Here is a 21,713-nt window from a genome sequence, read left to right on the forward strand (position 1 = left end):
CGCGCGGCCGGTCCTAGACTCCCGGCATCTGCCTGGAGGTGTCATGTCCGACTGCCATTCCGTTTCCGTCCCCGCACCCGTCTCGGTGGCGACACCGAACCACCCGACGGCGCGCGAGCAGCGCCTGACGCTGGCGCTCGTCGCGGTCGGCATGTTCATGGCGGTGCTCGATTCGACGATCGTCAACGTGGCGCTGCCGGCGATGCGCACGAGCCTCGGCGCGACGGTCGCGGAACTCGCGTGGATCGTCGACGCGTACACGCTCAGCTTCGCCGCGCTGATCCTCGCGGGCGGCGCGCTGTCCGACCGGTTCGGCGCGAAGCACGTGTATCTGGCCGGGCTGGCGCTGTTCGTCGCCGCGTCGGCGGCGTGCGGGGGCGCGTCGTCGGTGACGATCCTCGTGGTCGCCCGTTTCGGGCAGGGCATGGGCGCCGCGCTCTTCCTGCCCGCGTCGCTCGCGATCGTGCGCAGCACCTTCGACGTGCCGGCCGAGCGCGCGCGGGCGATCGCGGTGTGGGCCGGCATCGCGTCGGTCGCGGTCGCCGTGGGGCCGGTACTCGGCGGAATCCTGGTCGACGATTTCGGTTGGCGCAGCGCGTTCCTGATCAACGTGCCCACCGGCGCGGTCGCCTTTGCCGGCGCGGCGGCGCTCGTTCGGGCGTCGGCCGCGCGGGACGTGCGCCCGTTCGACTGGGCGGGCCAGTGCGTCGGCGCGACGGCGCTCGGTGCGCTGTGTTTCGCGGTGATCGAACTGCCGACGCGCGGCGTCGGCGCCACGGAGGTCCGGTGCGCGCTGCTGGTCGCCGCGCTCGCCGCCGCGGTGCTGGTCGTCATCGAGCGGCGTACCCGCCATCCGATGGTGCCGCTCGCGTGGTTTCGCAATCGCGTCTTCGTCGCGATGAACCTGATGGGCAGCCTCGTCTATGTCGGCTACTTCGGGCTGCTGTTCGTGCTGAGCCTGTACCTGCACGGGCGCTTCGGCATGAGTGCGCGGCAGACGGGGCTGACGCTGTTGCCGTTCGCGCTGAGCCTGTCGCTCGGCAATCTGCTGTCGGGAAAACTGCACGGCCGGGTGCGTCCGGTCAGGCTGATGGCAAACGGCCTCGCGATGGCGGCGCTGGCCGTCCCGGCGATCGCGCTTGCGCTCGCGCTGCGTGCGCCGTGGCCGGTGGTCTGGACGGCCATGGTCGCATTTGGCACCGGAACCGCGCTGTCGGTGGCGCCGATGATCGCGACGGTGCTCGAACAGGTGCCTGCCGACGCGGCGGGCGTGGCATCCGGGTTCCTCAACGCGGCGCGGCAGGCCGGCAGCCTGCTCGGCGTGGCCGTCGCAGGCGCCGCGACGATCCTGTTGCCGGATCCGACCGATGCGCTGTGGGCGGTCGCGGCGCTCGGATGCGTCGCCTATGCGATAGCCGCGCTGGCGGCGAGGACGGCAGGCCGCGTGGAAGCCGCGCAGCCGCAGCCGCGCCGTTGACGCACGAGCGGCAAGGGTGTGGCGTAGTGGCCGGCAGGCCGCCGCGCACGCGCATGCGGCGACGCGGCTGGACGCGGTGCGCAATGTGGAGGACCATTTCCGGGATATGCCGCGAGCGAGCGGGCGCGATGACCACTCGCCCGCCTCGCCGCGCAACCTGTCGACCCCCGTCCAGCGGAGCCCCATGGAACCCGATCAACAGACCGCCGAGCCGATCCTGCTGCGCGACGCGCACGACGGCGTCGTCACGCTGCGGCTGAATCGCCCGCAGCAGTTCAACGCGTTGTCCGAAGCGATGCTGTCGGCCCTGCACGATGCGTTCGATACGCTGGCGGCCGATCCGCACGTGCGCTGCGTCGTGCTGGCCGCCGAAGGCAAGGCGTTCTGCGCCGGCCACGACTTGCGGCAGATGCGCGGCAAGCCCGAACTCGACTACTACCGCACGCTGTTCGCGCAGTGCAGCCGCGTGATGCTCGCGATGCGCGCGTTGCCGGTGCCGGTGATCGCACGCGTGCACGGCATCGCGACGGCGGCCGGCTGCCAGCTCGTCGCCGCGTGCGACCTCGCGGTCGCGGCCGATACCGCGCGCTTCGCGGTGTCGGGCATCAACGTCGGGCTGTTCTGCTCGACGCCGGCCGTCGCGCTGAGCCGCAACGTCGCGGCCAAGCGCGCCTTCGACATGCTGATGACCGGGCGCTTCGTCGATGCGGCGACGGCCGCCGCGTGGGGGCTCGTCAACGAAGCCGTGCCCGAGGATGCACTCGATGCAGCCGTCGCGCGCAAGGTCGCGGAGATCGTCGCGAAGAGCCCGGCCGCGGTGCGTTATGGCAAGCAGATGTTCTATCGTCAGCGCGAGTTGCCGCTCGACGAAGCGTATGCGTATGCGGGCGACGTGATGGCGCGCAACATGATGGAAGAGGATGCGGGCGAGGGGATCGACGCGTTCCTCGAGAAGCGGAAGCCGACGTGGCGTTCGTGATGCGTTGACGGAGGCGAATAAGAGAACGCGTCGGCGTCCGTCGTTGTGCAACGCGCAACGGCGGACCGTGTCGTCGTCGGTCTGCGTAAGCGGTTCGCCGCAGAGCTGACGGCCTGCCCGAGGCGGCCCGCCAGCAAGAAGCACGGCATGCGCGGCGACGTGGTCACGTACCGCAGCACCGCAGCACTGTAGTACCGGCGCCGGTCAGCGTCCGTAACTCCCCGTCCGCAGCGGCGCTTGCACGGTCGATGCGCCGGGCGGCACGATCACGACCGGCACGCGGCGCGCGAGCGCGCACATCAGCTCGTAGCCGATCGTGCCGCTGGCTTCCGCGACGTCGTCCACCTTCACCTGGTCGCCCCACAGCTCGACGCTCGAGCCGATGCCCGCGTTCGGGCAAGGCGTCAGGTCGACGGTCAGCATGTCCATCGACACGCGGCCGACGACGCGCGTCATCACGCCGTCCACCGCGATCGGCGTGCCGGTCGGCGCGTGGCGCGGATAGCCGTCCGCGTAGCCGCACGCGACGACGCCGATCCGCATCGGCCGGTCGGCCGTGAAGCGGCGGCCGTAGCCGACGGTCTCTTCCGGCGCGAGCGTCTGCACGCCGATGATCTTGCTGGTCAGCGTCATCGCGGCCACCAGCGGCGTGTCGGCGATATGCCGCGCAGCACCCGTCGGCGACGCGCCGTACAGGATCGTGCCGGGCCGCACCCAGTCGCGATGCGCGCGCGGATGCCACAGCACGGCCGCCGAATTCGACACCGAGCGCTCGCCCGGAATCCCGGCCGTGGTCGCGTCGAACTGCTCCAACTGCCAGTCGACTTCGCCTTCGTCGGCGTTCGCGAAATGCATCATCAACGTGATCTTGCCGATCGACGGCGCACTCGCCGCGCGTTCCCACGCGGCGCGGAACGCGGCCGGCCGATAGCCGAGCCGGTTCATGCCGGAATTCATCTTGAGCTGGATGTCGATCGGCTGCTTCGGCTTCGCGGCGATCAGCAGGTCGAGCTGCTCGTCGCAGTGCACGGCGACCGTCAGCCGGTAGCGATCGGCGAGTTCGACGTCGGCCGGTTCGAAGACGCCTTCGAGCAGCAGCACGGGCTTGTCCCAGCCGAGCTCGCGTACGCGCACGGCTTCGTCGAGATCGAGCAGCGCGATGCCGTCGGCGGCCGCGAGGCCCGGATAGATCCGTTCGATGCCGTGGCCGTACGCATTGGCCTTGATCACGGCCCACACGCGCGATGGCGCGACGGTGCGGCGGATGAAGTCGAGGTTGTGGCGGACGGCGCCGGGGCGGATATGGGCGACGATGGGACGGGGCATGGCAAGGGCTCGGGTCGGATGTCGTTCGGTGCGCGGTTGGCGCGGCGTGAAACGGTGGGCTGGCGCGATCGCGCCAAGCCAGTGTTGAACGCTATCTTATTGGTGTTCGACCAGTTTTAATTAACGTATTTGTCGACGATTTGGTGGAAATTTTGGCGCCGCAGCGGGCCGCACGCCGTCTCCCGCGGCTTGCCCGGCCGAGTCTCCCGTCTAGAAAACCGGTGCGCGAACGGCATGCCGCAATGCTAAGCTCTCGGCGATCTTGTCATTGATCAATGTAATCATAACGGAGGAGACTTTGATGACGACGTCCCAGCTGTGCCTGTTCATCGTGGCGCTGTTGCCGTTCCCGATGACGTTTCTCGCCAAGGCCCGCAAGGGTTACGACAACCGCGCGCCGCGCGAGTACCTGGCGAAGCTCGAAGGCTGGCGTGCCCGCGCCCAGGCCACGCATCAGAATTCGTGGGAAGCGCTCGCGCTGTTCACGGCCGCGCTGGTGGTGGCGTGGCACAACGGCGCGAACGTGCATCGCGTCGACCAGCTCGCGATGGCGTTCGTCGCGATCCGCGTCGTCTATGCGCTGATGTACCTGCTGAACTGGGCGTCGCTGCGCTCGCTCGTGTGGTTCGGCGGGATGGCGTGCGTCGTCGCGCTGTTCTTCGCGACGCCGTAAGCGGTTCGCCGGCAACGCGGGCCGGCTTCGCGAGCCGGCGCGTCAGGCGCCGCCCGCGCCCCGTGCGTGACTGTCGTTGGATGCGGGGGCAACCTTCTTCGAGACGAACGGCGGCGCGTCCGCTTCGTTGCGCAGGAACGCGATCAACGGATCGAGCAGCCGGTGTCGCGTCGACGGATGGCGGCGCAGCACGAAGCGCCACGACGCATCGCGCGAGAGGCCCGGCACCAGCGGCACCAGGCGCCCGCTGCGCAGTTCGGGCTCGATCAGCGGTACGCGCCCGAGCGCGATGCCCGCGCCGCCCACGGCCGCGCCGATCACCTGGCTGAAACTGCTGTAACGGACGATCTTCGTCTCGAAGTCGTCTGGCAAGCCGAAGTGCACCGCCCAGTTGCGCCAGTCGATTTCGGGGCTGTCCTCGTGCATTTCCTGCAGCAGCCGCGAGCGGCACACGTACCCCGAGGCGTACGGAAACAGTTCGGGACTGCAGACCGGAAACACGGTTTCCCGCATCAGCACGTCGTCGTCGGCCCGCAGCCGGTGCGCCGGTACGTGCACGATCGCCAGGTCGACGCCGCTGCGCGCGAAATCCGGCTCGTCGTCGAGCACGACCGCATGCAGCGGGGTGTCGGGATGAAGCGACGAGAATTCCGCGAGACGGCGCGCGAGCCACATCGACGAAAACGGCGCGTTGGCGGACACGGTGAGCCGTTGCGCGGTGCCGCGAATCTCGGCGCATGCGTCGGTCAGACGCGACAGCGCATCGCTGACGGCCGGCAGCAGGCGCGTGCCGGCCGGCGTGAGGCTGATGCCGCCGAGCCCCGTGCTGCGTTCGAGCAGCCTGGCGCCCAGCGATTCCTCGAGCGAACGGATCTGGTGGCTGACCGCGCTGGTCGACACGTTCAGCTCGGCCGCCGCGCGCGCGAACCCGCCGAGGCGGACGGCCGCCTCGAAAGCACGCAGTGCGCTGAGGGGAGGAAGGTGCGACATGCGGGGTATTGTAGTTGACTCAACACCCGTTGAAAAATCATCTTTTGCCGCGCGCGGGCCGTGCGGGTAGCCTCGATCCGGTCCAGAAAAACGCAACGAAACACCGACCGGAGGGCTGCATGTATTTCGACCGACGACTATGGGCAATGATGACGGGACTGCGCTGGCGGGTGGCGGCGGCCGTCGCGCTCGGGCTGCTCGCGATGGGTGTCGGCATCCTCCGCTTCGTGTTTCTCGGCCGCGTGCTGGCGCTGGTTTTCTCCGGCGCGCCGGCGCGCGGCATCGGCGAAGCCGTCGTGGCAACGGCGGCCTGCGTGCTGCTGCGTGCATGGCTCGATCATCGCCGCACGGTGCTTGCGCAGCACACGGCCGGCCGGGTGCAGGCCACGCTGCGCGCGCGGCTGTTCGACCGGATCGCCGCGCTCGGCCCCGCATGGTTCAGCGGCGAACGCACGGGCGGCGTGATGCTGGCCGTCGTCGACGGCGTCGAGCAGCTGCAGACCTTCTTCGGCGTCTACCTGCCGCAGCTCGTGATCGCCGCATGCGCGCCGATCATGATCTTCGCGATGCTCGCGTGGTGGGACGTGCCGACGGCCGCGATCCTGCTGGTCGCGGCGCTCGTCACGCTCGCGCTGCCGCAGCTCGTGCATCGCGCGGACCAGCGCGCGGCGCTCGCCCGTTCGGCCGCGTTCAAGGCGTTCGGCGAGGAGTTTCTCGACGCGGTGCAGGGCCTGCCGACGCTGAAGGCGTTCGGGCAGAGCAGCGCGTTCGGCGCGAAGCTGGCCGCGAAGGCGCGCGCGCTGTCGGACAGCACGTTCTGGGTGCTCGCGCTCGGCTTGCTGACGCGGTTCTTCACGGATCTCGGCACCGGCCTCGGCGCGGCCGCGGCGATCGCGGTGGGGGCGTGGCGCGTGCGGCACGGCGACATGAGCCTCGAGGCGCTGCTGATCGTGCTGATGGCCGGCAGCGAGATCTTCCGGCCGCTGCGCGACCTGCGCGCGGTGCTGCATCAGGGGATGATCGGCCAGTCGGCGGCGCATGCGATCCATGCGCTGCTCGACGCGGGCAGTCAGGCGCCGGCCGCCGACGCACCGCGCGTGGCGGGCCTGCGGCCGGAGATCGCGTTCGACGACGTGCGCTTCGCGTATCCGGGGCGCCGCGCGGATGCCCATGCGGCGCTGAGTTTCTCGGTACGCGAAGGCGAGACGGTCGCGATCGTCGGGCCGAGCGGGGCCGGCAAGTCGACCATCGTGCGCCTGCTGCTGCGCCAGCACGACGCGCAGGGCGGCGCGGTCCGGATCGGCGGCCACGACGTGCGGACCCTCGCTGCCGACCAGGTGCGCGACATGATCGCGGTCGTCGCGCAGGATGCGACGCTGTTCGACGGCAGCGTTGCCGACAACCTGCGGCTCGGCCGCCCGGATGCGAGCGATGCCGACATGATCGCGGCCGCGCGCGCCGCCAACGCGCACGATTTCATCTCGGCGCTGCCCGACGGCTACGCGACGCGCATCGGCGAACGCGGGCTCATGCTGTCGGGTGGCCAGCGCCAGCGCATCGCGATCGCCCGCGCGCTGCTGCGCGATGCGCCGATCCTGCTGCTCGACGAGGCGCTGTCGTCGGTCGATGCGGAAAACGAAGCGCTGATCCAGCAGGCGCTCGACCGGCTCACGCGCGGACGGACGACGCTCGTGCTCGCGCACCGGCTGTCCAGCGTGATCGGCGCCGATCGCATCCTGGTGCTCGACCAGGGGCAGGTCGTCGACGAAGGAACGCATGCGGCGCTGATCGCACGCGACGGCCCGTATCGCCGGCTGATGGGGCCGCAACTGGAAGCGGTCGCCGAATCCGTCGGCACGACGGCGGCGGCCGGCGCGACCGCGCGTGCGTCGTCGGGCCCGCAGGTGCGGCCGCTGAACGACGACGCGGCGACGATCGGCTGGCCGGAAACGGTGCGGACGCTGCTGCGCTTCGTGCGTCCATGGAAAGGCAAGGTGGTGCTGACCGTGCTGTTCGGGATCGGCCGCGTGCTCGCGTTCATCGGCGTCGGCGTGCTCGGCGCGCGGGTGGTCGGCGCGGTGCCGACCGGCCAGGTCGGCACGGGGCTGGTGGCCGCGCTGCTCGTGATCGCGCCGGTCGCGGCCGTGCTGCACTGGCTCGAATCGTGGCTCGCGCACGACATGGCGTACCGGCTGCTCGCGGAAATGCGCATCGCGCTGTTCGCGACGCTCGAACGGCTCGCGCCGGCCGGGCTGCTGCGCCGCCGTTCCGGCGATCTCGTGTCGCTCGCGACGCAGGACGTCGAGACCGTCGAATACTTTTACGCACACACGCTGGCGCCGGCATTCGTCGCGGTGCTCGTGCCGGCCGGCGTGCTGGTGTTGCTCGCGTCGGTCGCGTGGCCGCTCGCGCTCGTGCTGCTGCCGTTCCTGCAGTGGGCCGGGCTCGCGCCCGTGCTGGCCCGGCGCGACGTCGACCGGCTCGGCACCGGCGCGCGCGAAGCGCTCGGCCAGCTTGGCGCGCACCTGACCGAAACGATCCAGGGGCTCGCGGAACTGACCGCGTTCCAGGCGATCGGGCGCCGGCGCGCGGCGTTCGTGGCCGAGGTCGATGCGTACCGCCGGCAGCGCGCGAAGCTGCTCGACGATCTGTCGACGCAAAGCGCCGCGCTGGAAGTCGCGAGCGGGCTCGGCGGGCTGGCGGTCGCGGCGCTCGGCGCATGGTTGTGCGCCCGCGGCGGGTTCCCGCGCGAGTCGTTGCCGCTGCTGGTGCTGGTCGCGGTGGCCGCGTTCATGCCGGTCGCCGAAATCGGCCAGGTCGCGCGCCAGCTGGCCGACACGATCGCGTCGACGCGCCGCTTGCGCGCGCTGGAGAAGGAGCCCGTGACGGTGACCGACGGCGCGCACGCGATGCCCGGCGATCCGGCGGTGCGGTTCGAGGCCGTGTCGTTCACGTATCCGGGGCGCGGCGTGCCCGCGATCGACCGCGTGAGCTTCGAGGTGCCGCCCGGCAGCACGGTCGCGCTGGTCGGCGCGTCGGGCGCCGGCAAGTCGACGGTCGCGAGCCTGCTGCTGCGTTTCTGGGACCCGCAGCAGGGCCGCGTGACGCTCGGCGGCGTCGACCTGCGCGACCTGCGGCTCGACGACCTGCGGCAGCACATCGCGCTCGTCGCGCAGGATACCTACCTGTTCAACGACACGCTCGAAGCGAACATCCGGCTCGCCGCGAACGATGCGTCCGACGCGGACGTGCGGCGCGCGATCGACCACGCGGCGCTCGGCGACTTCGTCGCGCGGCTGCCGGACGGGCTCGCGACGCGCGTCGGCGAGCGCGGCGTGCAATTGTCGGGCGGCCAGCGCCAGCGTGTGGCGATCGCGCGCGCGTTCCTGAAGGATGCGCCGGTGCTGATCCTCGACGAGGCGACGTCGCACCTGGACACGATCAGCGAGCAGCAGATCCGCGCGGCGCTGGAGGACCTGATGACGCAGCGCACGTCGATCATCATCGCGCACCGCCTGTCGACCGTGCGCAATGCCGACCTGATCCTCGTGATGGAGCAGGGCGCCGTGATCGAGGCCGGGCGCCACGCGGAACTGATCGCGCGGCAGGGCGCGTATGCGCGGCTCGTATCGCATCAGGCGAGCGGGGTCGCGGCGTGAGCGGCGCGGCATCGGCGCGTTGCCCGTTGGCCATTGCCCGGGCGTTTCGCCACCCGCATTGAGCCGAGCCGGCGGTTGCCGGCTCGGCGCGCACGGCCAGCGCGGCACGGCGCACCCATCTTCTCTCCCCGTGCCGCCGCCCCTCGGCGCGGCGCGATCCGGCGGGGCGTTCTGCACCGCCGTCCTCCCGTTTTCCTCCGATCTATCCGCGCCGCGCGGCCCGGGTTTGTCTCGATGCATTTACCTGTTGCGGACTTTTTTGTTGTCGTAGTATCGCCATTGACAACATTTGTTGCACTAAGGTCTAATTCGACATCGCATGTTGCGGTGCGGCTTGATGTCGTCGTTCCGCCGGCCTGTTGGCCGGCTACATCGCTCAATCATGCGGAGAGAAACCATGAGTCGCCGTTCCTTCCTGAAAGCCGTCGCGGTCGTCGCCGCGCTCGGCGCCAGCCTCGCGCACGCGGATACCAAGACGCTCGTCGTCGGGACCGATACGTCGTTCATGCCGTTCGAGTTCAAGCAGGGCGACAAGTACGTCGGCTTCGATCTCGACCTGTGGGCGGAGATCGCGAAGGACCAGGGCTGGAAATACACGATCCAGCCGATGGATTTCGCGGGTCTGATTCCGGCGCTGCAGACGCAGAACATCGACGTCGCGCTGTCCGGGATGACCATCAAGGAAGAGCGCAAGAAGGCGATCGACTTTTCGGCGCCGTATTACGACAGCGGGCTCGCCGCGATGGTGCAAGCCGGCAATACGTCGATCAAGTCGATCGACGACCTGAACGGCAAGGTGATCGCCGCGAAGACGGGCACCGCGACGATCGACTGGATCAAGGCGCACCTGAAGCCGAAGGAGGTCCGCCAGTTCCCGAACATCGACCAGGCCTATCTCGCACTGGAAGCCGGCCGCGTCGACGCGGCGATGCACGATACGCCGAACGTGCTGTTCTTCGTGAACAACGAAGGCAAGGGCAAGGTGCAGGTCGCCGGCCAGCCGGTCAGCGGCGACAAGTACGGGATCGGTTTCCCGAAGGGCAGCCCGCTCGTGCCGAAGGTCAATGCGTCGCTCGTGAAGATCAAGGCCGACGGCCGCTACGCGCAGATCTACAAGAAGTGGTTCGGCGCCGAGCCGCCGAAGATGTGAGCGTGACCACGCAGCATGGCGCGGCCGAACGGCCGCGCCGGTCTTGAATCGAACGGGGAGCGACAAGTGAATTTCGATTGGTCGGCGATCTGGGCGGCGCTGCCGGACCTGATGGACGGGGTCCGGTTGACGGTGTTCATCGCATTTTTCGGGCTGGTGGGCGGCTTCGTCGTCGGAATGATCGCGGGGATGTTCCGCGCATACGGACCGAAGGCGATGAACGTGCTCGCACAGGTCTATATTGAATTGATCCGCGGCACGCCGATCGTCGTGCAGGTGATGTTCCTGTACTTCGCGTTGCCGTTGCTCGCGCATATCCGCATCGACGGCCTGACGGCCGCGATCATCGCGATCACGGTGAATTCCGGCGCGTATCTCGCGGAAGTGGTGCGCGGCGCGCTGCTGTCGATCCCGAAGGGGCTGACGGAAGCGGGGCTCGCGATGGGCCTGTCGATGCCGCGCGTGCTGCTCAAGGTGGTCGGGCCGCTCGCGTTCCGGCGGCTGATTCCGCCGCTCGGCAACCAGTGTATCGTGAGCCTGAAGGACACGTCGCTGTTCATCGTGATCGGCGTCGGCGAACTGACGCGCAAGGGGCAGGAAATCATCGCGGGCAATTTCCAGGCGGTCGAGATCTGGACGGCGGTGGCCGTCATCTATCTGCTGCTGACCGGCGCGATGACGCTGACGCTGCGGCTCGTCGAAAAGCGGATGAAAATCTTATGAGCATGATCGAATTCCAGAACGTGTCGAAGAGCTTCGGCCACGTGCCGGTGCTGAAGAACATCGACCTGAAGATCGACGCGGGCGAGGTGGTCGTCGTGGTCGGTCCGTCGGGCTCGGGCAAATCGACGATGTTGCGCTGTATCAACGCGCTGGAGAAAATCACCGGCGGCGAGCTGCTGGTCGACGGCCAGAGCGTGCGCGGCAACGCGACGACGATCCGCAACATCCGGCTCGAAGCGGGCATGGTGTTCCAGCAGTTCAACCTGTTCCCGCAAATGACCGCGCTCGAGAACGTGATGTTCGGGCCGATCCAGGTGCGCGGCGCGTCGCGCGCCGACGCGCGCGACCAGGCGATGGCGCTGCTCGACAAGGTCGGCCTCGAATCGCGCGCGAATCATTACCCGTCGGAGCTGTCGGGCGGCCAGCAGCAGCGAGTCGCGATCGCGCGGGCGCTCGCGATCCGGCCGCGGTTGATGCTGTTCGACGAGCCGACCTCGGCGCTCGATCCGGAGCTGCGCCACGAAGTGCTGAAAGTGATGCAGGATCTCGCGACCGAAGGGATGACGATGATCGTCGTCACGCACGAGATCGGCTTCGCGAAGCGGGTCGGCACGCGGCTGCTGTTCATGGATCAGGGCGGCATCGCCGAGGACGGCCATCCGGTCGACCTGATCGACCGGCCGCCGACGCCGCTGGCGCGGCCATCCGTTCGTCGACGCGTTGCGGCGGGCCGCGCTCGCCGCGTACCCCGACCTCGTCGCGGAGCTGGACGGGATCGCGGCAGGCATCGGCTGGCCGGCCGAGGACATCTTCCTGTGGAACTGCCGCGGCGAACTGATCCACAACGCGCCGGACGGCTGCACGACGCTTGCCGCGCGCGATGCGGACGGCACGCGCTGGATCGCGCACAACGAGGACGGCGATCCGTACCTGCGCGAACGGTGCCTGCTCGTCGACGTGCAGCCGGCCGGCAAGCCGGGCTTCGTCAGTTTCTACTACCCCGGCTCGCTGCCGGGCCATACGTTCGCCGCGAACCGCGCGGGCATCGCGCAGGCGATCAACAACCTGCGGATCCGCACGCCGGCGCCGGGCGTACCGCGCATGATCCTCGCGCGTGCGGTGCTCGACGCGACGTCGCTCGATGCGGCCGTCGACGTGCTGCGCCGGCACGCGCGCGCGAGCGGCTTTCATCACACGCTCGGGGCGACCGGCGATGCGCGATTGCTGAGCATCGAGGCGAGCGTCGCGCGCTGTTCGGTCATCGACGTCGCGCGGCTCGCCGGCCATGCGAACCATCTCGTGCATCCCGGCTGCGACGCGCAAGCGCAGATCGTCACGCAGTCGTCGGCGGACCGCCAGCGTCGCGTCGACGCGTTGACGCCCGGCATCGACACGATCGACGAAGCCGCGCTGCTGCGCGTGCTCGGCGATCGAGCGCCTGAAGGATTGCCGATCTACCGCGACGATCCGGCCGATCCGGACGACGAGAACACGCTGGCGACGGCCGTGTTCGCGATCGGCGCGGCATCGATCGATTTCACCGTTCACCAACACGGCACGCAGCGCTTCGCGACGCGCATCGTGCCGTCCGGACGCGCTCACCGCGCATCCTGATCCATGAGGCCACGCATGACGACCGTTTTCCATCGCGCCCCGCGCGCCACCTTGCCCGTTGCCGTCGCAGGCGACGGCATCGAGATCATCGATTCGACCGGCAAACGCTATATCGACGCGTGCGGCGGCGCGGCCGTATCGTGTCTCGGCCACAGCAACCAGCGCGTGATCGACGCGATCAAGCGGCAGGCGCAGCAATTGCCGTACGCGCACACGTCGTTCTTCACGACCGACGTGGCCGAGGAACTGGCCGACCGGCTCGTCGACGGCGCGCCGGCCGGGCTCGATCACGTGTATTTCGTGTCGGGCGGCTCCGAGGCGATCGAAGCCGCGCTGAAGCTCGCGCGCCAGTATTTCGTCGAGAAGGGCGAGCCGCAGCGCCGTCATTTCATCGCCCGGCGCCAGAGCTATCACGGCAACACGCTCGGCGCGCTCGCGATCGGCGGCAACGTATGGCGACGCGAGCCGTTCCTGCCGCTGCTGATCGAGGCGCACCACGTGAGCCCGTGCTATGCGTACCGCGACCAGCAGGCCGGTGAAACCGACGAAGCGTATGCGCAGCGCCTCGCGGACGAGCTCGAACGGAAGATCGTCGAACTCGGCGCGGAAAACGTCGCGGCGTTCGTCGCGGAAACGGTGGTGGGCGCGACGGCCGGCGCCGTGCCGCCGGTGCGCACGTACCTGCAGAAGATTCGCGCGGTGTGCGACAAGTACGGCGTGCTGCTGATCCTCGACGAGATCATGTCCGGGATGGGGCGCACGGGTTACCGGTATGCCTGCGACGAAGACGGCGTCGCGCCCGATCTGCTGACGATCGCGAAAGGGCTCGGTGCGGGCTACCAGCCGATCGGGGCGACGCTGGTGAGCGACCGGATCTATCGCACGATCGTCGACGGTTCGGGCTTCTTCCAGCATGGTCACACGTACCTCGGCCATGCGACCGCCTGCGCGGCCGCGCTCGAAGTGCAGCGCGTGATCGCCGAGGACAAGCTGCTCGACAACGTGAAGGCGCGCGGCGAGCAGTTGCGTGCGTCGTTGCGCGAGCATTACGGCGCGCATCCGCACGTCGGCGACGTGCGCGGCCGCGGGCTGTTCGTCGGCGTCGAGCTCGTGCGCGATCGCGACACCAAGGCGACGTTCGACCCCGCGCTGAAGCTGCACGCGGCGGTCAAGCGCGAGGCGATGCAGCGCGGGTTGATGGTGTATCCGATGGGTGGCACGATCGACGGCGTGCACGGCGATCACATCCTGATCGCGCCGCCGTTCGTGTGTACCGCGCAGCAGATCGATACGATCGTCGAGCGGCTGTCCGGTGCGATCGGCGCGGCGCTCGCGTCGGCCGGTGCATGAACCCCGATCTCATCGAATCCTCACCATGACAGACAGACTGCCCCCTTTCGACCCCGCGTCGGCCACCGACGAACAGAAAGCCGTGCTCGCAGACATTCTCAGCGGCCCGCGCGGCAACCTGAACGGGCCGTTTCTCGGCTGGATCGCGAGCCCCGAGCTGGCCCAGCACGCGCAGAAGCTCGGCGCGTTCTGCCGCTATCGCACCGGGCTGCCGCTGCGCCTGTCGGAGCTCGCGATTCTCGTGACGGCCGCGCGCTGGCGCTCGCAGGCGGAGTGGCACATCCATCATCCGATCGCGCTCGAGGCCGGCGTGCCGGCCGCGACGGCCGACGCGATCCGGCTCGGCGTCGCGCCCGCCTTCGAATCGGACGACGACGCGCTGATCCATGCGTTCGCCACCGAGCTGTACGACACGCGCCGCGTGAGCGACGCGACGTTCGCGCGTGCGCAGGCGCGTTTCGGCCACGAGACCGTGGTGAACCTCGTCGCGCTGCTCGGCTACTACGCGCTCGTCGCGATGACGCTGAACACGTTCGGTATGCGCGCAGACGGACAAACTGATTTGCCGTTTCCGGAATAATCGCCGCCGGCGCGTGTGTCGGCGGCATGCCGCGCACGCGCCGGATGGCCCGAAAAGCGCGTATACGCGGGCTTTTCGGCGTTTCGGCGCGGATCGTTCCGGCATCTCGCCGCATCGTGACGACGCCCGCCGCGCGGCCTGCGCGTCAGTGCAAGAAATTTTTCCCGTACCTAGAATTCTGGCAAACAGCTTACGGGGGAAATATCGATGCGCTGGGTCCTGCTGATCGTGTTCATTGCGTGTGTCGTGTACACGCATCGGCGCGGCAAGGTTCGGCACGGGTTGTTCCGGCAACTCTCCGACCACTCGACCTTTACCGCGCCGCTGAACTGCTTTTCATACGCGTTCTCGTCGGTGCCGACCACGCCGTTTCTCGACACGGATCACTTTCCGGAGCTCGCGGTGCTGCAGCGCGAATGGCGCACGTTCCGCAGCGAAGCGCTCGCGTTGCGCGACGCGAGCCGGATCAAGGCATCGGGCGAGTACAACGACATCGGTTTCAATTCGTTCTTTCGCAACGGCTGGAAGCGTTTCTACCTGAAGTGGTACGACGCGCCGCATCCGTCCGCGCAGGCATTGTGTCCGCGCTCGGTCGAGATCCTGTCGCGGATTCCGTCGATCAAGGCCGCGATGTTCGCGCAGTTGCCGCCGGGCGGCAAGCTCGGGCTGCATCGCGATCCGTATGCGGGCTCGCTGCGCTACCACCTCGGGCTCGACACGCCGAACGACGACGCGTGCCGGATCGTCGTCGACGGCGAATCGTATGCATGGCGTGACGGCGAGGCCGTGATGTTCGACGAGACGTACCTGCACTGGGCCGAAAACCGCACCGCGAACGATCGCGTGATCCTGTTCTGCGACATCGAGCGCCCGATGAAATATCGCTGGGCGCAGCGCATCAACGACGCGTTCGGGCAACTGCTGATGCGCGCAGCCGCATCGCCGAACGAAACGGGCGATCGCACGGGCGGGCTCAATCGCGCGTTCCGGTACCTGTATGCGATTCGCCGCGCCGGCAAGCGGTTGAAGGCGTGGAATCGCACCGTGTACTACATCGTCAAGTGGCTGCTGTTCGGCGGGATCGCGGTCGCGATCTTCTGTATCTGACGGGCGAGGGCGGGCAATTTTTTCCCGTCTGACGATAGTGCGGCGCGGCATCGGACGGCCCCCGCCGGCCTGCGCCGACATCAATGCAACCAAATGTATTCATGCGGGATCAACGGACGTTGGCCGCGTATCATGGCTTGTTCACGTCGATATGATCGGTGAGCAAGCATGACGAGTACCCGTAAAACCATGATGATCGCCGGCGGGCTCCTGGTCGCCGCAGCCGGCACCGCGTACGTGATGCTCCTGCGCGCGGACCACCGTGCGATCGAGGACGCCGGCATCGGCGATTCGGCCGCGCCTGTTGCCGCGGCGCCCGCGGGCAACGACCACGCGGTGCAGGGCGCGATCGCGCCGCCGGCACCGGCTGTCGCGACGGCGCCGAAGCAGGCGGCTGCCGCACCGCCTCCCACCGCATCCACGCCCGCGCCGGCCGCCACTGCCCGCGTCGTCGCCCCGCCTGCAGCGGTTGCCGCGGTTCCGGTGGTCAGCGACAAGCCGCAACCGGTGACGAAGCCGGCTGCCCCGCCGCCGAAAGTCAACGTCGTGACGGTCGACGCTCAGGATTCGACCCCAGCGACGCCGCCGCCCACGCCGGCCGCCAAGCCCGCTGGGTCGGCTCAGTCCGCCGCACCCGCACAGGTCACGCAACGTGCGCCGCGCAAGCGCGACGGCCTCGAACGCCACGCCGCCGCCGCGCCGCCGGCCGCGACGAAATCCGAAACGCCGGAGACGGCGGCGCTCGTCAGGGAATCGGCGAAGCTCGACCCGTCGTTGCCGCCGCCGCCGATGTCGTCGATGCAGTCGATGCCGTCGGCGAGCACCGGTTCGTATCGGCAGGGCGGTTCGTCGTCCGGCGCGAATCCGGTAGCCGCCGCGATGACCGAGCAGCTCGTCAGGGAGTCGAGCCATTTCAAGACCACGACGCCCGTGCCGGCGAACGGCGGCCCGACCGCGACCAAGTAGCCGCGGGCGTCCTCGGCATAAAAAGGGCCCCGCACGCTGACCAAAGCATGCGGGGCCAAGAGAGACAAACTGTTTGCCGTCGGGCTGACGTCCGTCAGGCGGCGACCGCTTCTTCGACTCGCGGCTGCGCGGTGGCGGCCGGCGCCGCCACGTCCTGCCGGATCAGGTGGTCGAACGCGCCGAGCGACGCCTTCGCCCCTTCGCCGACCGCGATCACGATCTGCTTGAACGGCACCGTCGTCACGTCACCGGCCGCGAACACGCCCGGCACCGACGTCGCGCCGCGCGCATCGACGACGATCTCGCCGTGCTTCGACAGTTCGACCGTGCCTTTCAGCCATTCGGTGTTCGGCACGAGGCCGATCTGCACGAACACGCCTTCGAGGTCGACGCGCTTCGTTTCACCGGAACGCAGATCCTTGTAGACGAGCCCGTTCAGCTTGCTGCCGTCGCCGGTCAGTTCGGTCGTCTGCGCTTGCGTGACGATCGTCACGTTCGGCAGGCTGCGCAGCTTGCGTTGCAGTACTTCGTCCGCGCGCAGTTGCGCGCCGTATTCGACCAGCGTGACTTCCTTCACGATGCCGGCGAGGTCGATCGCGGCCTCGACGCCCGAATTGCCGCCGCCGACCACCGCGACCCGCTTGCCCTTGAACAGCGGGCCGTCGCAGTGCGGGCAGTACGCGACGCCGCGGTTGCGGTATTCGCGCTCGCCCGGCACGTTGATTTCGCGCCAGCGTGCGCCGGTCGCGAGGACGATCGTCTTCGCTTTCAGCACCGCGCCGTTCGCGAGACGGATCTGGTGCACGTCGCCCGGGATCAGCGCGTCGGCGCGTTGCACGTCCATGATGTCGACGTCGTACTGCTTGACGTGCTGCTCGAGTGCGGCGGCAAACTTCGGCCCTTCGGTTTCCTGCACCGACACGAAATTCTCGATCGCCATCGTGTCCAGCACCTGGCCGCCGAAACGCTCGGCGACGACACCCGTCGCGATGCCCTTGCGTGCGGAGTAGATCGCAGCAGCCGCGCCCGCCGGGCCGCCGCCGACGATCAGCGTGTCGAACACCGGCTTGTTTTCGAGCGACTTCGCCGCGCGTTCTCCGGCGCCCGTATCGAGCTTCGCGAGGATTTCCTTCACGCTGCTGCGGCCCTGGCCGAACGACGCGCCGTTCAGGAACATCGTCGGCACCGCCATGATCTGGCGCGACTCGACTTCATCCTGGAACAGTGCGCCGTCGATCGCGACGTGGCGGATGCGCGGGTTGATCAGCGACATCACGTTCAGCGCCTGCACGACTTCCGGGCAGTTCTGGCACGACAGCGAGAAAAACGTTTCGAATGCGTAGTCGCCGTCGAGCGCGCGAATCTGTTCGATCACGTCGTCGTCGAGCTTGATCGGATGGCCGCCCGTCTGCAGCAGCGCGAGCACGAGCGACGTGAATTCATGGCCCATCGGGATGCCGGCGAAACGGATGCCGGCCGGCTTGCCGGGCTCGCCGATCGAGAACGACGGCTTGCGCTCGGCGTCGTCGCGGCGTTCGGTCACGGTCACGCGATCCGTCAGCGACGCAATCTCGTTCAGCAGCGCCAGCAGTTCCTGCGATTTCGCGCTGTCGTCGAGCGAGGCGACGAGTTCGATCGGGCGCGTGATTTTTTCGAGGTACGCTTTGAGTTGGTTCTTGAGATTGGCGTCGAGCATGGCGTTTCGGATTCCGTATTGATTATGCTGGTCGGGCACGTCGTGCCGGAGGAGGGGGCGGGGCGCGCAGTGCGTGGCCCGCCGTCGCGCGCCTCGTGCGAGGCGCGCGGAGCGATCGTCAGATCTTGCCGATCAGGTCGAGCGACGGGGTCAGCGTTTCCGCACCCGGCGTCCACTTGGCCGGGCACACTTCACCCGGGTGCGCCGCGATGTACTGCGCCGCCTGGACCTTGCGCAGCAGTTCGCCTGCGTCGCGGCCGATGCCGTTGTCGTGGATTTCGCACAGCTTGATCTCGCCTTCCGGGTTGATCACGAACGTGCCGCGCAGCGCCATCCCTTCTTCCTCGATCAGCACGTCGAAGTTGCGCGACAGCGTGAGCGTCGGGTCGCCGATCATCGGGTACTTGATCTTGCCGATCGTGTCCGACGTGTCGTGCCAGGCCTTGTGCGTGAAGTGCGTGTCGGTCGACACACCGTAGATTTCGACACCCAGCTTCTGGAATTCCGCGTAACGGTCGGCGAGGTCGCCGAGTTCGGTCGGGCACACGAACGTGAAGTCGGCCGGGTAGAACACGACGACGGACCACTTGCCCTTGAAGTTCTCTTCCGAGACGGGCACGAAATCGCCGTTGTGGTAAGCGGTTGCCTTGAACGGCTTGATTTGGGTGTTGATGATCGGCATCTGGACAATTCCTTTTCTTCAGTGGTGAGTGGAGTGTTGCCAGTATCCGGGTTCACCCTGAGCTTGTGAAATTGCTTGTTTCAATCCGCGGCATCGGGATTTTCTATCTGCTTCCGGCCCTTGATTGGCGGGGGGCGAAGGCAATTCGGGCGGGGCCGAGGTTGTACATGCCTTCACCATTCCGAACGCAGGTCCTCCTGGCTGGCAATCTCGTGCCCCTTCCATAGACCGAACACATTGTTGACAAGTGTGGGTCCGTGTCGCGCGATACAGGCATCGATTGCGTCGCCGATGATTTCGGCGCGGGGGCGGCCCCTGGCCCCTGCGATGATGCTCAACGCGGCATGCTGGTCATCCGACAGGTCGATCGGGATGGTGGGCATTGCAACCTCCCTGACTTGACGCAGCCATCATCGACATGCGGCCGCGTAAATGCAGGATCGCCGCCTGTCCGAAGCGAATGCCGATTCGCGGTTCGGTGGCGGGACGCGCCTCCGCTCAAATCCCCGCCATCTCCCGCAACCATGCCGCCAGCCGCCGCGCCCCGTCCGGCATGTCCGCGTCCTCGCGCGTGCACAGGTAGTAGTCGCGTCCGTCGTCGAGCGCGTGATCGAACAGTTGCACGAGCTCGCCGTTCGCCAGTTCGCGCTGGACCAGCGGCGCGCGCAGCAGCGCGGCGCCGAGATCCGCGCGGGCGGCGCTCAGCGTGAGCTGGCCATCCTCGAACATCGGCCCCACCGCGTGCGACACGTGCCGCACGCCGGCGCCCTGCAGCCAGTTGACCCACGTGCTGCGATCCTCGTCATGCACGAGCGGCGCGCGGGCGAGATCGGCCGGCGTGCGGAACGGCCCGTGACGCTTCAGGAACGACGGGCTGCACATCGGCACCATCGCGCCCGGCAGCAGCCGCTCGCAGCGATAGCCGGGCCAGTCGCCGGTGCCGAAGCGGATCGACAGATCCGACGCATCGCTTCGGTAGTTGCGGTGATGCGCGTACAGCACCGTGACGTCGACGTCGGTGTTGTCGGCCAGGAACGCATGCAGCCGGGGAATGAACCAGCCGATGCCGAGCAGCGGAATCAGGCTGACGGTGATCTGGCGCAGCGACGAACGGTCGCGCACGAAGCGCGTCGCGCTGCGCAGCACCGAGAATGCCGCGCTGATCGACCGGTAGTAGTCGCGCCCTTCGTCGGTGAGCGCAAGCAGCCGGCCTTCGCGTACCGTCAGCGGCGTCTGGATGAACGCTTCGAGCAGTTGCAGCTGATGGCTGACCGCCGACGGCGTGATGTCGAGTTCGCCGGCCGCCGCGGTGACCGAACCGAGACGCGCGAATGCTTCGAACGCACGCACCGCGCGCAGCGGTGGATCGTGCGGCAATTGTTCGATATTTTTCATGTATCGAATTTTATCGAAAAGTCAGGGTAAGCGACAACACAAAAATATCCCGTATTTACAAAGATATACGCTAATGTGTGGAGAACGGCATAAGCATCCAACAATTGGATATTTGGGGTTTGAATGTCGAATATTTAATATTTTTCATGTTTTTGATCCGATTGACCGGCCCCCGCACATGAAAATCGCTTTCCTCCCCGCCAGCCTCGCCTTCTCGGCGGCCGCCCTGGTCGCCTCCGTTCCCGCGTTGGCGCAGTCCGCTCCGCAGACGGTCCTGATCGGTCTCGCCGCGCCGCTCACCGGCCCGTCCGCGCGGATCGGCAAGGACTTGCAGAACGGCGCGCAACTCGCGATCGACGACGCGAACGCGAAGCATCCGACCATCGGCGGCAAGCCGGTCGTCTACAAGCTCGTCGCGGCCGACGACCAGTCCGACCCGCGCACGGCCGTCGCGGTCGCGCAGCAACTCGTCGACCAGCACGTGATCGGCGTCGTCGGTCACTGGAACACGGGCTGCAGCGTGCCGGCGTCGCGCGTGTACCGCGATGCGGGCATTCCGCAGATCGCGCCGGCGTCCACCGGCCATCAATACACGCAGCAGGGCTACGCGACGGCGTTCCGCATCATGGGTCACGACGATGCGGGCGGCCATTTCACCGGTGCGTACGCGGTGAAGACGCTGAAGGCGAAGCGCATCGCGGTGATCGACGATCGCACGTCGTTCGGCGCGGGGCTGGCTGAGCAGTTCATCAAGGGCGTGCAGGCGAACGGCGGGACCATCGTCGATCGTCAGTACGTGAACGACAAGACGACCGATTTCAGCGGCGTGCTGACCGCGATCAAGGGCAAGCGCGCGGATCTCGTGTTCTTCGGCGGCCTCGACGCGCAAGCCGCGCCGATCGCGCGCCGGATGCGCCAGCTCGGCGTGAACGCGCCGCTGCTCGGCGCGGGCGGCTTCGTGAGCCAGACCTTCCTGTCGCTCGCCGGCAAGGACGGCGACGGCGTGACGGCGCTCGAACCGGGCCTGTCGCTCGACCGGATGCCGGGCGGCAAGGCGTTCGACACGCAATACCAGGCCCGTTTTCATGCGCCGATCGAGCTGCATGCGCCGTTCGCGTACGACGCGGCCGCCACGCTGATCGCGGCCGCGCAGAAGGCCGGCACGACCCAGCCGGCGAAGCTGGTCGCGGCCGTTCGCGCGATCGACCGGCCCGGCGTGACGGGGCGCATCGCGTTCGACGCCGAAGGCAACCTGAAGGACCCGGCCTTCACGATCTACCAGGTGCGCGGCGGCAAGTGGGCCGTCGTCGACGTGCTCGGCGGCTCGCGCACCGCAGCCAAGTAAC

17 protein-coding genes and 2 pseudogenes are annotated in these 21,713 nt (G+C 68.3%); 13 read left to right on the forward strand and 6 right to left on the reverse strand.

Annotation, left to right across the window (positions count from 1 at the left end):
• The first annotated feature begins 43 nt into the window (after nt 1-43).
• Both MMB92_RS00085 and MMB92_RS00090 read left to right on the forward strand, forming a co-directional pair.
• Nucleotides 44-1,477: an MFS transporter gene (locus MMB92_RS00085; RefSeq protein WP_277562442.1), complete on the forward strand. Its 1,434-nt coding sequence runs from the start codon at nt 44-46 to the stop codon at nt 1,475-1,477.
• Nucleotides 1,478-1,661: 184 nt separating this feature from the next.
• Nucleotides 1,662-2,456 carry an enoyl-CoA hydratase gene (locus MMB92_RS00090; RefSeq protein ID WP_059723151.1) on the forward strand — a complete coding sequence of 265 codons (795 nt, stop codon included), beginning with the start codon at nt 1,662-1,664 and terminating at the stop codon, nt 2,454-2,456.
• A gap of 204 nt (nt 2,457-2,660) precedes the next feature.
• Here the strand turns inward: MMB92_RS00090 and alr are convergent, their stop codons facing one another.
• Nucleotides 2,661-3,782, reverse strand: coding sequence for an alanine racemase (alr, locus tag MMB92_RS00095; RefSeq protein WP_111441412.1), 1,122 nt, complete (start codon nt 3,780-3,782; stop codon nt 2,661-2,663).
• Between the two features lie 301 nt (nt 3,783-4,083).
• On the opposite strand from alr, the gene MMB92_RS00100 reads away from it, so the two are divergent.
• Complete coding sequence (locus MMB92_RS00100; RefSeq protein WP_006495095.1) at nt 4,084-4,455, forward strand: MAPEG family protein; 372 nt, start codon at nt 4,084-4,086, stop codon at nt 4,453-4,455.
• A 42-nt stretch (nt 4,456-4,497) separates the two neighbouring features.
• Here the strand turns inward: MMB92_RS00100 and MMB92_RS00105 are convergent, their stop codons facing one another.
• Nucleotides 4,498-5,445, reverse strand: coding sequence for a LysR family transcriptional regulator (locus MMB92_RS00105; protein WP_006486231.1), 948 nt, complete (start codon nt 5,443-5,445; stop codon nt 4,498-4,500).
• Between the two features lie 119 nt (nt 5,446-5,564).
• On the opposite strand from MMB92_RS00105, the gene MMB92_RS00110 reads away from it, so the two are divergent.
• The 9 genes and pseudogenes from MMB92_RS00110 (at nt 5,565) to MMB92_RS00150 (ending at nt 16,594) form a co-directional block, all read left to right on the forward strand.
• Entirely contained in the window at nt 5,565-9,104 is a 3,540-nt protein-coding gene (locus tag MMB92_RS00110; RefSeq protein ID WP_277562443.1) for an ABC transporter ATP-binding protein, read from the forward strand.
• 397 nt (nt 9,105-9,501) lie between these two features.
• Nucleotides 9,502-10,254 (forward strand): glutamine ABC transporter substrate-binding protein GlnH, encoded by a 753-nt coding sequence (gene glnH / locus MMB92_RS00115; RefSeq protein WP_006486224.1) that lies wholly within the window; start codon nt 9,502-9,504, stop codon nt 10,252-10,254.
• Nucleotides 10,255-10,269: 15 nt separating this feature from the next.
• Entirely contained in the window at nt 10,270-10,977 is a 708-nt protein-coding gene (glnP, locus tag MMB92_RS00120) for a glutamine ABC transporter permease GlnP (RefSeq protein ID WP_020979474.1), read from the forward strand.
• Nucleotides 10,974-11,669: pseudogene (gene glnQ, locus MMB92_RS00125) on the forward strand (glutamine ABC transporter ATP-binding protein GlnQ); the annotation flags it as partial. The gene glnP and the pseudogene glnQ, both read left to right, overlap by 4 nt.
• A pseudogene (locus MMB92_RS00130) lies at nt 11,665-12,591 on the forward strand (C45 family peptidase); the annotation flags it as partial. The pseudogenes glnQ and MMB92_RS00130, both read left to right, overlap by 5 nt.
• A 15-nt stretch (nt 12,592-12,606) precedes the next feature.
• Nucleotides 12,607-13,941: an aspartate aminotransferase family protein gene (locus MMB92_RS00135; RefSeq protein WP_277562444.1), complete on the forward strand. Its 1,335-nt coding sequence runs from the start codon at nt 12,607-12,609 to the stop codon at nt 13,939-13,941.
• Between the two features lie 25 nt (nt 13,942-13,966).
• Nucleotides 13,967-14,521, forward strand: coding sequence for a carboxymuconolactone decarboxylase family protein (locus MMB92_RS00140; protein WP_006486233.1), 555 nt, complete (start codon nt 13,967-13,969; stop codon nt 14,519-14,521).
• A 207-nt stretch (nt 14,522-14,728) separates the two neighbouring features.
• The gene (gene lpxO / locus MMB92_RS00145; RefSeq protein ID WP_006486222.1) at nt 14,729-15,628 is read left to right on the forward strand and encodes a lipid A hydroxylase LpxO; all 900 of its coding nucleotides are present in this window, start codon (nt 14,729-14,731) and stop codon (nt 15,626-15,628) included.
• A 168-nt stretch (nt 15,629-15,796) separates the two neighbouring features.
• Nucleotides 15,797-16,594 (forward strand): extensin, encoded by a 798-nt coding sequence (locus MMB92_RS00150; RefSeq protein ID WP_270956799.1) that lies wholly within the window; start codon nt 15,797-15,799, stop codon nt 16,592-16,594.
• Between the two features lie 94 nt (nt 16,595-16,688).
• Here the strand turns inward: MMB92_RS00150 and ahpF are convergent, their stop codons facing one another.
• The 4 genes from ahpF to MMB92_RS00170 all read right to left on the reverse strand — a co-directional run bounded on the left by ahpF (nt 16,689) and on the right by MMB92_RS00170 (nt 20,367).
• On the reverse strand, nt 16,689-18,290 hold the full coding sequence (gene ahpF, locus MMB92_RS00155; protein ID WP_265206389.1) for an alkyl hydroperoxide reductase subunit F: 1,602 nt from the start codon (nt 18,288-18,290) through the stop codon (nt 16,689-16,691).
• A gap of 118 nt (nt 18,291-18,408) precedes the next feature.
• Nucleotides 18,409-18,972 carry an alkyl hydroperoxide reductase subunit C gene (gene ahpC, locus MMB92_RS00160; RefSeq protein ID WP_006488685.1) on the reverse strand — a complete coding sequence of 188 codons (564 nt, stop codon included), beginning with the start codon at nt 18,970-18,972 and terminating at the stop codon, nt 18,409-18,411.
• A 173-nt stretch (nt 18,973-19,145) separates the two neighbouring features.
• Entirely contained in the window at nt 19,146-19,355 is a 210-nt protein-coding gene (locus MMB92_RS00165) for a CopG family transcriptional regulator (RefSeq protein ID WP_112750656.1), read from the reverse strand.
• A 115-nt stretch (nt 19,356-19,470) separates the two neighbouring features.
• On the reverse strand, nt 19,471-20,367 hold the full coding sequence (locus tag MMB92_RS00170) for a LysR substrate-binding domain-containing protein (RefSeq protein ID WP_006488686.1): 897 nt from the start codon (nt 20,365-20,367) through the stop codon (nt 19,471-19,473).
• Between the two features lie 178 nt (nt 20,368-20,545).
• Here MMB92_RS00170 and MMB92_RS00175 point away from each other — a divergent pair, with 178 nt between their 5' ends.
• The gene (locus MMB92_RS00175; RefSeq protein WP_012493263.1) at nt 20,546-21,712 is read left to right on the forward strand and encodes a branched-chain amino acid ABC transporter substrate-binding protein; all 1,167 of its coding nucleotides are present in this window, start codon (nt 20,546-20,548) and stop codon (nt 21,710-21,712) included.
• Nucleotide 21,713 lies beyond the last annotated feature (1 nt).

This window comes from Burkholderia sp. IO2, assembly GCF_029522185.1.
Lineage (GTDB): Bacteria > Pseudomonadota > Gammaproteobacteria > Burkholderiales > Burkholderiaceae > Burkholderia > Burkholderia cenocepacia.